The 12,116-nt window shown below is 67.1% G+C and carries 16 protein-coding genes; 11 read left to right on the plus strand and 5 right to left on the minus strand.

Annotated features, from left to right (window positions below; all coding sequences use genetic code 11):
* The 3 genes from B0293_RS28850 to B0293_RS28860 form a co-directional block, all read left to right on the plus strand.
* Positions 1 to 287 (plus strand): transposase (locus B0293_RS28850; RefSeq protein WP_083755231.1); only part of this gene is annotated, 287 nt, incomplete at its 5' end.
* A gap of 256 nt (positions 288 to 543) precedes the next feature.
* Positions 544 to 1,155 (plus strand): ANTAR domain-containing protein, encoded by a 612-nt coding sequence (locus tag B0293_RS28855; protein ID WP_143254664.1) that lies wholly within the window; start codon positions 544 to 546, stop codon positions 1,153 to 1,155.
* A gap of 348 nt (positions 1,156 to 1,503) precedes the next feature.
* A complete protein-coding gene (locus B0293_RS28860; protein WP_039916996.1) occupies positions 1,504 to 2,181 on the plus strand; it encodes an SGNH/GDSL hydrolase family protein in 678 nt (225 codons plus the stop codon).
* Here the strand turns inward: B0293_RS28860 and B0293_RS28865 are convergent.
* Positions 2,161 to 2,982 carry an alpha/beta hydrolase fold domain-containing protein gene (locus tag B0293_RS28865; RefSeq protein ID WP_063936630.1) on the minus strand — a complete coding sequence of 274 codons (822 nt, stop codon included), beginning with the start codon at positions 2,980 to 2,982 and terminating at the stop codon, positions 2,161 to 2,163. The two genes, B0293_RS28860 and B0293_RS28865, sit on opposite strands and share 21 nt — an antisense overlap.
* Between B0293_RS28865 and B0293_RS44360 the strand changes: the two genes are divergently transcribed.
* Entirely contained in the window at positions 2,900 to 3,079 is a 180-nt protein-coding gene (locus tag B0293_RS44360; RefSeq protein ID WP_005154943.1) for a hypothetical protein, read from the plus strand. The two genes, B0293_RS28865 and B0293_RS44360, sit on opposite strands and share 83 nt — an antisense overlap.
* Before the next feature lie 84 nt (positions 3,080 to 3,163).
* Here the strand turns inward: B0293_RS44360 and B0293_RS28870 are convergent, their stop codons facing one another.
* Together B0293_RS28870 and B0293_RS28875 are read right to left on the minus strand one after the other, a co-directional pair.
* Entirely contained in the window at positions 3,164 to 3,697 is a 534-nt protein-coding gene (locus B0293_RS28870) for a fasciclin domain-containing protein (RefSeq protein ID WP_039916878.1), read from the minus strand.
* Between the two features lie 85 nt (positions 3,698 to 3,782).
* The gene (locus tag B0293_RS28875; RefSeq protein ID WP_005154945.1) at positions 3,783 to 4,445 is read right to left on the minus strand and encodes a fasciclin domain-containing protein; all 663 of its coding nucleotides are present in this window, start codon (positions 4,443 to 4,445) and stop codon (positions 3,783 to 3,785) included.
* Positions 4,446 to 4,706: 261 nt separating this feature from the next.
* Between B0293_RS28875 and B0293_RS28880 the strand changes: the two genes are divergently transcribed.
* The 6 genes from B0293_RS28880 to B0293_RS28900 all read left to right on the plus strand — a co-directional run bounded on the left by B0293_RS28880 (position 4,707) and on the right by B0293_RS28900 (position 9,369).
* Entirely contained in the window at positions 4,707 to 6,461 is a 1,755-nt protein-coding gene (locus B0293_RS28880) for a cytochrome c biogenesis protein DipZ (protein ID WP_005154946.1), read from the plus strand.
* A gap of 19 nt (positions 6,462 to 6,480) precedes the next feature.
* Positions 6,481 to 6,801: a thioredoxin gene (gene trxA / locus B0293_RS28885; protein WP_005154947.1), complete on the plus strand. Its 321-nt coding sequence runs from the start codon at positions 6,481 to 6,483 to the stop codon at positions 6,799 to 6,801.
* A gap of 4 nt (positions 6,802 to 6,805) precedes the next feature.
* On the plus strand, positions 6,806 to 6,946 hold the full coding sequence (locus B0293_RS43580) for a hypothetical protein (protein ID WP_005154949.1): 141 nt from the start codon (positions 6,806 to 6,808) through the stop codon (positions 6,944 to 6,946).
* Positions 6,947 to 7,019: 73 nt separating this feature from the next.
* The gene (locus B0293_RS28890) at positions 7,020 to 7,487 is read left to right on the plus strand and encodes an ATP-binding protein (protein WP_005154951.1); all 468 of its coding nucleotides are present in this window, start codon (positions 7,020 to 7,022) and stop codon (positions 7,485 to 7,487) included.
* 196 nt (positions 7,488 to 7,683) lie between these two features.
* Positions 7,684 to 8,685, plus strand: a complete 1,002-nt coding sequence (locus B0293_RS28895) for a ferritin-like domain-containing protein (RefSeq protein WP_005154953.1) — start codon at positions 7,684 to 7,686, stop codon at positions 8,683 to 8,685.
* A gap of 387 nt (positions 8,686 to 9,072) precedes the next feature.
* Entirely contained in the window at positions 9,073 to 9,369 is a 297-nt protein-coding gene (locus B0293_RS28900; protein WP_005154954.1) for a YkvA family protein, read from the plus strand.
* Between the two features lie 150 nt (positions 9,370 to 9,519).
* Here B0293_RS28900 and B0293_RS28905 read toward each other — a convergent pair whose 3' ends face one another.
* Positions 9,520 to 9,882: a MerR family transcriptional regulator gene (locus B0293_RS28905; RefSeq protein ID WP_039916998.1), complete on the minus strand. Its 363-nt coding sequence runs from the start codon at positions 9,880 to 9,882 to the stop codon at positions 9,520 to 9,522.
* 75 nt (positions 9,883 to 9,957) lie between these two features.
* Between B0293_RS28905 and B0293_RS28910 the strand changes: the two genes are divergently transcribed.
* Complete coding sequence (locus B0293_RS28910) at positions 9,958 to 11,163, plus strand: MFS transporter (RefSeq protein ID WP_077241417.1); 1,206 nt, start codon at positions 9,958 to 9,960, stop codon at positions 11,161 to 11,163.
* A gap of 90 nt (positions 11,164 to 11,253) precedes the next feature.
* Here the strand turns inward: B0293_RS28910 and B0293_RS28915 are convergent, their stop codons facing one another.
* Positions 11,254 to 12,072, minus strand: a complete 819-nt coding sequence (locus B0293_RS28915) for a tyrosine-protein phosphatase (protein WP_039917004.1) — start codon at positions 12,070 to 12,072, stop codon at positions 11,254 to 11,256.
* Positions 12,073 to 12,116 lie beyond the last annotated feature (44 nt).

Consider the following 12,116-nt stretch of genomic DNA (forward strand, 5'->3'; position numbering starts at 1 on the left):
GACGCCGCAAGCCCGCCAAGCTGCACGCCGACAAGGCCTACGACCAGAGCGCTCTCCGACGATGGGTCCACGACCGCGGCATCACAGTCCGCATCGCCCGCAAAGGCATCGAATCCGCGGACAAACTCGGCAAGCACCGCCGGGTGATCGAGCGAACCATGGCCTGGCTCACCGGATACCGCCGCCTCACCCTCCGCTACGAACGCAAAGCCGAACACTTCCTCGCATTCCTCACCCTCGGAGCCGCCCTCAGCTGCCACAAGAAACTCCGAAAACTCACCACGTAAGACACGCTCTTAATGCACTGACCAGGCGGAAACCATGGACAGTTCTTCACACACAACCCAATGATCATCCACGGGTACGGTGTACTGTCCGCCAGCTGAATGACATCACTTGATCCCGAATTTCCGCGTCCTTAAGCTCTGATTCCAGAGTGAGGTCTTGCAGCCAGCCGTCACCACTGGGCTCGGCTGCCCGGATCTGCTTCCGAAGGCCCGGCCTGCGTCGCACGGTGTGCCTGACCTCGAGGTTGGAGGCAGGGTGACGCCAAGCAAGATCGACCTCTCCCGGCTGGGCGTCGACGGGATCACCCTCTCCATGACGACCGCCGCCATCCTCGAGATGACCTGGTTCAGCGACGAGACCAGCGCCCGGCTTGACGACGACCAGTACTCGGCGGGAGAAGGGCCGGTCTTCGACGCCACCACCGGCCACGGGCCGGTCCTGTGTCCCGACCTCACAGCGACCTCTCGCTGGCCAGGATTCACCGCCCACGCCCTGAGGCTTGGCGTGCGTGCTGTCTTCGCCTTCCCCATGCGCCTTGGACCGATCTGCGTCGGCGCGATGATGTGCCATCGGCGAGAGACCGGTCCGATGAGCGACAAGCAGGTAGCCGCAGCCCTGGCATTCACCACTTTGCTCAGTTCCGAAACGCTGGCATGGAATTCCGGCAGCGGCGAAGCAGAGGGCACTACGTTTCATCGGGCGGAAGTACACCAGGCCGCCGGGATCCTGTGCCACCGCCTTGCCGCCCCGGTCGACGACGCCCTCGCCCGCCTCAGGGCCTACTCCTTCAGCCACCAGCGCGCGATCACCGACGTGTCCCGCGACATCATCGCCGGACGTCTCTGTCTGCCCCAGGACGACCTCTGACCACGATCCATTCCGAGCCCAAATGCAACCCACGAGACCCACCCAGCGCCCGGCGGAATAACCGAATCTTCGCTGACATGGCCGACACTGGAACGCTGTCAGGCACGAAGGCCCTCGCGGCCGAGGCTGGAGCGGGGCAGGACGAATACCACAAACGCATGCCGCGCCAAGCAGGCACAGGCCATAGCTGCACGCTACCCCGGCTATTGCTGCCGCAGAGGCAATAGCGAGAGACGATCTCATCCGCACTTGCGGATCCATCCTCTCGGGACGCTCGCGGAAAGCGGGGCCCAATCCGCGGCCCGTCGTGTACCGAGGAAGGTAAAGGTGTCCCGAAGGGAGATCGAGGTGGCGGACCGTACGTGGTCGGGTCGGGCGCTCGACCTGGCCTCGGTCGTGCTGCCCGGCGTCCGTCGTGTCCGCGCGCAGAAGATCCCGTTCGCACGCGCATGGTCGGAGGCGAACCAGGAAGCTCTCGTCTCCGGTAAGTCGTTGTGGGTCGCTCTCGGTGACTCGATGACGCAGGGCATCGGAGCCCGGACCGTCAGCGGCGGCTGGGTACCGCGCCTGGACGCCCGGCTCGGAGACCGCTTCGCGGTGGTGAACCTGTCGATGTCCGGCGCCCGGATCGCCGATGTCTTGGACGACCAACTCCCCCGCATGCTCGCATTGACTCCGGCGCTGGTGACGGTCCTGGTCGGCGCCAACGACATGCTGACCCCCGCCCGCCGCCGTGGTGTCGAGAAACGGTTCATCGATCTGCTCGACCGGCTCCCTGCCGGGCGTTCGGTGGTCGCCACGCTCCCGCACGGCAACGCCGCGGCGGACACGGTCAACGCGCTCCTGGACACCGCGGGCGCACGCGGCCGGATCCAGGTCGCGGATATGCGTGGGCCCGCGCTGGGGCCGCTGCGTGGCAGTCTCGCCGACGACTGGTTTCATCCGAATGACGTCGGCTACGCCCGGATCGCGGGGATCTTCGAAGGCCCGGTACGCGCGGCGACGTCATTCCGGGTCGGCGACTGACACCGCCCGGCGGATCTCGTCCGCCACCCAGGCCATGGTCGTACGGGCCCGGACCGGGTCATCGGTGAGAAAGTAGTGGTCCACTCCCGGCGTCCGGTCGTACACGACGTTCACTCGGGCTTCGCGCAGCCGGGCCGCGTACCGGTCACCGTCTCCGCGCAAGGCGTCGTGCTCGCCGGTGAGAACGACTGCGCGCGGCAAATCGGTCAGGTCGGGAGCCAGCAAGGGCGAGGCGTAGGGGTGCCGCCGGGTCGACGGGTCCGGGAAGTACACCCGGCGGACCAGGTCGCGCAGGCCCGGCGAGATCATCCCGCCCGCGGCCAGATCCGGGTCGCCCGCGAGATCCAGCGCGGGTACGCCGAGCACCTGAAGCGCAGGCCGCCACGAGCTCTCATCTCTGGCCTGCAGGCAGACGGCCGCCGCGAGCCCTCCACCGGAGGAGAATCCACCCACCACGACCCGTGCGCCAGTGGCCACCCAGGACGCGGCGTCGAAACACTGGTGCTGCGCCACCGGGAACGCGACGTAAGGGCCGCATCGGAAGTCGACGTTGTACACCGCCACCCCCGCTGTGGCCGCGACATAGCGGCACCACCAGTCGTCCATGGCCGGATACCGCATCAGCCAGGCACCTCCGTGAAAATGCACATACGCACCGCACGGATTCGGTGGCCGGTACACGTACACGCGGACTCGGCCATGCCGGGTCGGAACACGAATGACCGTCGGCGACGGCAGATCGCTCCCCGCGAACCGCAACTTTTCCCCGTACCGCACGGTCCATCGCGCCGACGCGTGCATGATCGTCGCCGCGAGCCTGTCCCTGAGCCTCATGCAGGTGGTTCGGATCCGCTCCTCCGGTGGACGGGTGCCGGCCGCCGCCGTGGCCATGGAGTGAACCAGCGACGGCGACGACCGGCGGAACGCTGCCGAATCAGCGTTCCCCCGCGCCAGGGCCACCTGCTCCCGGACGCAAGACAGTTCAGGTGGATTTCGGTTTCAGGACCTTGTCGATCACGAAGACGGTCGCATTCCTCTCGGGAACGTTGCCGCACAGGATCTTCGCGCCGTCGATCGTCATGTTCTCGCCGAAACCGTCGATCTTCACCGGGCCGCCGGTGCTGTCGAGACTCGGCACGGAACCGGCGACCGCGAGCCCTTTGGCGTCGTACCGCTTGCCGATGACGTGGAGGCGCAGGATCGGCTCCGGATCGGTGTCGCCGAGTGCCTCGTCAGCGGGAGCGAAGACCGTGACGGCGGTGCCTATCAGACCCGCTGCCCCTGCCGCGGCGAGAAATCGGGAAGGCTTCGAGGAACACTTCGGGCCGAAGACGTCCGCCGTGGTGGTCGAGCCGTCCGGCGATCCCGTGAGGCCCGCGGCGCCTGCGGGAACGGACTCCGGCGAGAACGTCATCCTGCCCGGTGGGCCAGCGACCTGCGTAGCGCTGCCGCACGCCGTGAGTGCCGCCGTGGCGGCAACGAGAAGCCCGACACCGAAGACCCGAACCTTGGCCACAGTCAGGCTCCAGTGATCCAGTCGTGGAGGATGCCTTCTCCGGGGAGACAAGGCACCCTCCACGACGTCCGATGTGGACAGTGGCTTACGCCGCCGGGGGCATCAGGACCGAGTCGATGAGGTACACGGTCGCGTTCGCGGTGTGCACGCCACCGCAGATCACGTTGGCGTCATTGACCTTCAGCGCGTCCTTGGTGCCGGTGACCTTGACGACACCCTTCTCGACGGAGGTCTGGTCGCCGACGATCTTGTCGGGCGCGATCTGGCCCGGAACCACGTGATAGGTCAGGATCTTCTTCAGCAGCGCGTCGTCGGTCTTGAGCTTCTCGATGGTGGCCGCGTCGATCTTCGCGAACGCGTCGTCCACCGGGGCGAAGACGGTGAACTCGCTGCCGTTGAGCGTCGAAACCAGGTCCACCTTCGGGTTCAGCTTCCCGGAGACCGCGGACACGAGCGTCTTGAGCAGCGGGTTGTTGCTCGCGGCGACGGCGACCGGGTCGGCCGACATGCCCGCGACGGAACCCGGGCCGCTGGGAACCTTTTCCGCGTAACCCGCACAACCGGGGCCGACGAGGTCCTTGGCCGGGTCGGCCATGGCGCTGGAGGACGGCTGCTGCATGGCGGAGGAGGACGGGGCCGGGGTGCTGCCCGCGTTGTTCGATCCGCTGTCACTGCCGCACGCCGCGCCCATGAGCGCGAAGGCGGCGAGACCGGTGGCCAGGGTGACGCGGCGAGTACTGCGCTTCATGACTGGTAACTCCTAATGACTGAGGGAATCGGCCCACAGGGCTTGATGTGCCTCGGCGCTTTCCCGAGGCGACGAACAACCTGGTTTCGAAGCCCCCACCGGGCCGGATAGGCGGGTTCGATCATCGAGACCGTTCTGTTACCCGATGCACACGATCGTGGACTCTCGGTCACTCGCGACGCAGGGAGAGGCAATCCGGAGACGGTCGTGCGACGAATGCCTTGTGTCACCCACCCCACTCGATCCGCCTCGGGGGCAATCGTGCTCACACTCGCGCTGATCGGCCTCGTCGGCGGATTGGTCACCGGCATCTCGCCGTGCATCCTGCCGGTACTGCCGGTCATCTTCCTTTCCGGCGGCGTACAGAACGCGAAGCCGACCGTCCACAAGGAACAGAGCGGCGGTGTCGCCACGGCGGAAGCTCCCGCCGAGACCAAGCCGCCGCGTTCGCGCCCCTATCTCATCATTCTGGGGCTCGTCGTCAGCTTCACCCTGGTGACCTTGTTCGGGTCGCTGCTGCTGTCGATTCTCGGCCTGCCGCAGGATGTTCTCCGCTGGGCGGGCCTGATCGTCCTGGCACTGATCGGGATCGGGCTCATCGTCCCGAAGTTCGAGCACCTGCTGGAGAAGCCGTTCAGCTGGATCCCGCAACGCCGCCCCGACGCCAACCGCGGCGGCTTCGCCCTCGGTCTCGGGCTGGGCGCGGTCTACGTGCCGTGCGCCGGCCCGGTGCTCGCCGCGATCACGGTCGCCGGGTCGACCGGGCAGATCGGCCTCGACACCGTCGTGCTCACCTCGACCTTCGCCATCGGTGCCGCGCTTCCACTACTGATCTTCGCCCTCGCCGGGCGCCGTGTCGCCGAGCGGGTGAAGGCCTTCCGCAAGCGGCAGCGCGGTATCCGGATCACCGCGGGCATCGTGATGATCGCGCTCGCGATCGGGCTCGTGTTCAATCTGCCGCAACTGCTCCAGCGGGCCGTGCCCGACTACACCAGCGGACTGCAGAACGACATCAACAACTCCGAGCAGGTCAAGAAGGCACTCAACCTCGGCGGCCTGGAGAACGACCAGAACAAGGACCTGGACCTCTGCACCGACGGCGCCAAGGATCTCGAAAGCTGCGGGAAAGCCCCGGACATCAAGGGAATCCAGCAGTGGTTCAACACGTCCGGCGGTGCCCCGGTCGATCTGGCGCAGCTGCGCGGCAAGGTGGTCCTGCTCGACTTCTGGGCCTACTCCTGCATCAACTGCCAGCGCTCGATCCCGCACGTCACCGCCTGGGACAAGGCCTACCGCGACGCCGGCCTCCAGGTGATCGGCGTCCACTCCCCCGAGTACGCCTTCGAGAAGGAACCGGGGAACGTCAGGGCCGCCGCGGACAAGTTCGGCATCGGCTACCCGGTCGCGCTCGACAACAACCTGTCGACTTGGACCAACTACCGCAACCGGTTCTGGCCCGCGCACTACCTCATCGACGCCGAAGGCACCGTGCGGCACATCAAGTTCGGTGAGGGTGACTACCAGACGACCGAGAAGCTCATCCGCGAGCTGCTCACCAAGGCGAATCCGGACGTGCGGCTCCCCGCCGCGACCGGCACCGCCGACGACACCCCGGACACCGCCGCCATCACCCGCGAGACCTACCTCGGCTCGACCAAACGCGTCAACTTCGCCGGAACCGAGGACTACACGGCCGGCGCCAAGACCTTCACCTACCCCGCCACCCTGGCACCGGACACCTTCGTCCTCCAAGGCGACTGGACACTCACGAGCCAGAACATCACCCCCACCGGCGCCGGCGGGGAGATCAAGCTCAACTACCGCGCCAAGGAAGTCCGGATGGTCCTCGCGGGCAACGGCACCGTCACCTACACCGCGAAAGGCCAGACCAAGACCATCCGGGTGACCGGCACCCCGAACTCCTACCAGGTTCTGTCCACAAAGGACATCGAAGCGGGCGCACTCGACGTCACCGTCGGCTCGGGCGTGCAGGCCTTCTCCTTCACTTTCGGCTGATCACACAGGAACGGAAGTCATGAGCATGCGATCCGTCACCACCGCCACCTTCGCCGCCGAGGTCCTCGAACAGGACAGACCGGTACTGGTCGACTTCTGGGCACCCTGGTGCGGCCCCTGCAAGGCACTGGCCCCCGTCCTCACCGAAATCGCCGAGGAACACCGCCACGAACTCGCCGTCGTCAAGGTGGACATCGACGACAACCCGGAGATCGCGGTCGGCTACGACGTCATGTCCATTCCGACGGTGATCCTGTTCGTCGACGGCAAACCCGCAGCGACGATCACCGGCGCCCAACCAAAGGCCAAGATCCTCGACAGCCTCACGCCGTGGCTCTAGCCGGATGCTGAAGGTTCATTTCACCGAGGATGATCTGCGGCTGGTCACAGTGTCCGCCGTGGCGGAACCGATGTGGGAACTCCTGGCCAGTCTCTACCGGCTCGGCGGGGGCATCGCCGCCGTCCGGTTCCGACCGAACGAATGACGTGACGGCCTGTGCCCAACCATTCCCGCGGTGGTCCCGAAAACCTCTCGACCGGTGTCGGCAAGGGGGTGGGATGGACGGGGATTCGGAATCATACTCGGAAAACGTCGAGCTCGAACTGGATCGGCTGATCCAACGGATCATCTGGACGGCAGAAGTCAAGATCAGCCTCGCGAAACGCCCCGAACGGCGTCGCGTGCGCTCGACGATCGCCAACTGCCTGGGTTTCGGCCGCAGCAAAGAAGAACCGCTCGGCGCGGTCCTCCTGGTTCTCGACGAACTGATCGCCAACGCCTATCAGCACACGACCACGCCGGGCGAACTCCGGGTCACCAGGCAGGCGCACGGTACCTTGATCGAAGTCACCGACGACGATCCCGACATCGAGAACCTGAATTCGAGAACCACGAACCTCCTCGGTCAGGGCTATCACGGACTTCGTCTCGTTGCCCACTTGGCGCTTAGCTGGGGCGTGCGGCCGGAAGAAGCGGGAAAAGTGGTGTGGGCGTTGGTTCCGGCCCAGATGTACGACGAGCGCTGACAGCCATCGGACTCGATCAATTCGACTCCGATCTCCGCCGCGACCGCCTGATCCGGTGATCTCGACCAATCCATTCCCCGCGCGGGCACGAAATGAACGGTCAACGAAAGATCCAGCCCGCGCGGCCCGCATCCCGCGACGCGCGGGATACGCCCGGTGCCGTGCGCAGTCACCCCGGGAGGGAAGGAGATCGCCCGTGTTTGGCAAGCGCTTCGCCGCGTCGATGATCAACCGCAGTGCCGAGAACGAGCCGGATCGCCGACGTTTCCTGCGGGCCGCCGGAGTGACCGGACTCGGTGTCGTCGGTGCCGGTGCCCTCGGCGGGCTCACCGCCGGGACGTCCGCCGCGGCCACCGCCCGCCCGGCCGCCACCGAAGCGGCGGCCGAGGGCGTCAGCGACGCCGCCGTCCTCAACTTCGCGCTCAACCTGGAATACCTTGAAGCCGAGTTCTATCTTCACGCCGTCACCGGAAAGGGGCTCGCCGACTCATCCACCACCGGAACCGGGACCCGCGGCGGCGTCACCGGTGGGCGAGCGGTGAAATTCAAGACCAAGGCCGCCAAACAGTACGCCCAGGAGATCGCCTCCGACGAGAAGGCGCACGTCGAATTCCTGCGGTCCGCGCTCGGTTCCGCCGCGGTCAGCCGCCCGGCGATCGATCTGCAGGCCAGTTTCACCGCCGCCGCTCAAGCGGCCGGCCTGGTCCGCAAAGGACAGAGCTTCGACGCTTTCGCCTGCGAGGAGAACTTCCTCCTCGCCGCCTATCTGTTCGAAGACGTCGGTGTCACCGCCTACAAAGGCGCCGCGCCCCTGATCACCAACAAAACCTACCTCGAAGCCGCGGCAGGGATCCTCGCCGTCGAGGCCTACCACGCCGCCAACATCCGCAGCGCCCTCTACCAGCACACCGGCGGGATCCTCGGTCTCGGCCTCCTGGGCCGCGACCTCCGCGAAGCCAGCGTCAAACTCTCCAACGCCCGCGACAGCCTCGACGGGAAGACCGACCTCGACCAGGGTGTCGTCGACGGCCAAGGCCGCGCGAACATCGTGCCGACCGACGGCAACGGCATCGCCTACAGCCGATCCCCCGGCCAGGTCCTCAACATCGTCTACCTGAACCCGAAAGCCGTCACCTCCGGCGGCTTCTTCCCCAAGGGTGTCAACGGCGACGTCAACACCAGCGACCCCAACGGCTGACCCGCGAAACGCTGAGGAGCACGGGTCACTCAGGCCCGTGCTCCTCGTCGTCTTCTTCCTCAGCGGTCACCAACGAGCCCGCATGCGACCAGCAGAAACACAGCGATGCAGAACCTGGGCTTCCGCCCCCCATACGGACTCGGGCAAGAGTGTTCCGGTCAACCGATTCCAGTCGACCTCGCCGTGATTGTCGGTGCTGGATGCCATGATCTTCACGCTCAAGATCCCCTTGGGCTGGGTGGGTACCCGGCTGGGTTGCGTCGTCCCCAAAGGGCGCAGCCCAGCACCCATGCATGAGGCCGGAGCAGCATCGGCACCGGATGAGCCGGTGGGCTACCGTGGAGGTGGCGCCATGCTCCGATTGTCGTCGTGATGTGAGGGGATCGCGTGGAGTCTCTGTGGACGACGCTCGGTGTCGTGGCCGTTGTGCTGATCGTCGTCTTCGTGCTGATCGCCCTGTTCCTCGGGATCAAGCTGGTTCGGAAACACCGTCAGGTCCATCGGCCGGACACCCCGGTGCCGACCAAGGTCGCCTACTGGCTTTCCCTGATCTACACGGTGTTCCCGTTCGATCTCTTGCCCGACCCGGTCTACTTCGACGACATCGTGGTCCTGACCGGTGGACTGATCTACGTCAGCAGGTCCCTCACCAAGAAGACGCGCGACGACCGCCAACTGGACTGAAGCTCGGCGCGTTCGATCCGTCGCATGATCCAGCTTCTGGCACGAACCGCTCGCGGAGGGCGACGTGGCTCGGCCGCGACGGCAGCGCGGGTCCCCTCTGGGCTGATGGCCGACAGCGCCACAGTGCCGGACCACCGCGTCGCGTCGGACTCAGCTCGGCGTCGACGGCGCCGCGGAGATCACCGTGTCCAAGGCCCGGCGGGACGTGGTGAGGTCCTCGATGGCCTGGTCGAGCCGGTCGCGTTCCCGTCGCAGCTGCGCGATGAGGTCCGGGCAGGTCGGCACCAGCCGCTCACCGTCATCACGGATGCACGGCAACACCGAGGAGATCGTCGCGGTGGACAACCCGGCGGCCAGCAGGCCACGGATCCGGCGTACCACGGCAACGTCGGAGGACGGGTACTCCCGGTATCCACTCGGTCGGCGTTGCGGGCGGAGCAGCCCCTGCTCTTCGTAGTAGCGCAACAGCCGATGGCTCACGCCGCTGCGCCGGGACAGCTCGCCGATCCTGATCGTCCGCACCGACACTGCGACTCCCGCCACACCAGATTGACTCTCACATCCGTGTGAGACTTTACGGTCCGCCGTATGACACCCGCAACGGCCGCACCCCGCACTCCGGCATCAACCGCGACGAGACGGGCCATTCCGATCATCGCCGGATTCCTCTTGTGCATCTTCGCGATCGGCACGGCCGAACTACTGGTGAGCGGCCTGCTGCCGCAGATCGCGGCCGGCGTGCAGGTGTCCGTCGCCAGCACCGGTCAACTCGTCACCGCGTATGCCCTCGGCGTGGTGATCGGTGGCCCGCTGATCACCGTGCTCACCGCGCGGATGCCCCGCAAAGGTCTGGTTCTCAGCCTGATCGCGCTGTTCATCGCCGGGAGCCTGCTCAGCGCGGCGGCCACCTCCTACGGCCTGCTGGTGGCCAGCCGCGTGCTGGCCGCGCTGGCCCAGGGCACTCTGTTCGCCATCTCCATGGTGGTGGTCACGACCGTCGTGCCGCCCGACCGGGCCGGGCGCGCGATCGCCATCGTGGTCTCCGGGCTCACCGTCGCGACCGTGCTCGGGGTTCCCCTCGGGGCGCTGCTCGGCCAGGCCTTCGGCTGGAGAATGCCGTTCCTGGCCATCGCGGTCATCGCCGCCGCGGGCGGCGCGGTCCTGGCCGTGGCGCTGCCTCGCACACCAGCGCCGACCACCGGCGCCCGGTCCGAGATTCAGGTCTTGCTGCGTCGCCCGGTGCTGCTGGCCATCACCACCACCGCCATCGGCTTCGCCGGGGTCGGTGTCGTCCTGACCTACCTCATGCCTCTGTTGACTCAGGTCAGTGGCTTCTCCGCGGGTATGGCATCCGCTCTGCTGCTCGCCTACGGCGCCGGCAGCCTGCTGGGCAACCTGGCCGCCGGCCGGCTCACCGATGTCTCACCGACCATGACGGCGCGGATCGTGTTCCTCGGCCTGACGGTGATCCTCGCCGTCCTGCCGTTCGCCGCCCCCTCGCAGCCGGCCACCGTCGTCGCCGTGCTCGCCTTCGGCTTGCTGGCCACCGCCACCATCGCTCCGTTACAGGGCCTGATCCTTCGGCACGCCGCGGACGCGCCCACCCTGTCGATCGCGGTCAACGTCAGCGGGTTCAACCTCGCCAACGCACTCGGCGCCGCACTCGGCGGAGGGATCGTCGCCGCGGGCGCGGTGCGCTGGACCGGCCTGGCCGGAGCCATCCTCGCTCTGGCCGGTCTGGGCCTGTCCTGCCTGGCCACATCACGCACGACGACCGCCTCGCAGGAGGTATGACGCGCGCTGTCCAACTCGACCGGCCCAGCCGCTTCGCGGCCGACTGGAAACCCATCGGTACCCCGCTCCGTATCGGTCGACGGCTGGGTGTCAGACCAGGAGGCGGGCCTTCAGCGCGTCGATGGTCGCGGTGTCGAGGCGGAGTCCTTGGCGTGCGTAGGCGTCCATGGACCCGTAGAGATGGTTGACCTCGTCGAAGGCCGCGCGAAGCCAGCTCAGCTCGACGGCCTTGGGGTCGCCCAGCTTGTCGTTGCTGAGCATGAAGTCGGCCTCGACGGCCGCACGCGGCACACCGAGCAGGCTCAGCAGGATCGCCGTTCCCCAGCCGGTGCGGTCCTTGCCGGCCGAACAGTGGAACACGGTGGCGCCGGAACCGTTGGTCGCGATGGCACGCAGGAGGTCGCCGAACGCGTAATCCGCGCCCACGAAGTCGACCATGAACGGGTAGCCGATCGACTGGCCGAGGTTGTCGGATCCGTTGAGCAACCCGGCCGCGATGGCCTTCACCAGGGTGACGGCGGCATTGTCGTGGAACCGCAGCCCGTGTTCGAGCGAGACCACGTCGGCCACCTGGTAGCGGGCGCCCGGTGGCACTCGGTCGGACTCGTCGTGGCGCTCCTTCACGTTGCGCAGATCGACATCCAGCGAGACGTTCATCGCGGTGAGCCGCTGGAGATCCGTGTCGGTGAGCCGGGAAAGCTTGTTGGACCGGAAGACCACGCCGGTACGAACCGTGCGGCCGTCGGTCGTGGTGTACCCGCCGACATCGCGGAAGTTCCTGGCACCCTCCAGGCTCACCGCGCCGGCGACGACGCCTGGGGCTTCGATGGTCGCCCACGCCGGCACGTTCGCCCCGCTGACGACCACGGTCACCGCAGTGACTGCCACGAACAGCTTTCTCACACGCATGTCGCTCCCTCCGACAACATCCGGACCGAACGCGAACGATTCCC

Origin of the sequence: Amycolatopsis azurea DSM 43854 (assembly GCF_001995215.1) — a bacterium.
GTDB classification, from domain to species: domain Bacteria; phylum Actinomycetota; class Actinomycetes; order Mycobacteriales; family Pseudonocardiaceae; genus Amycolatopsis; species Amycolatopsis azurea.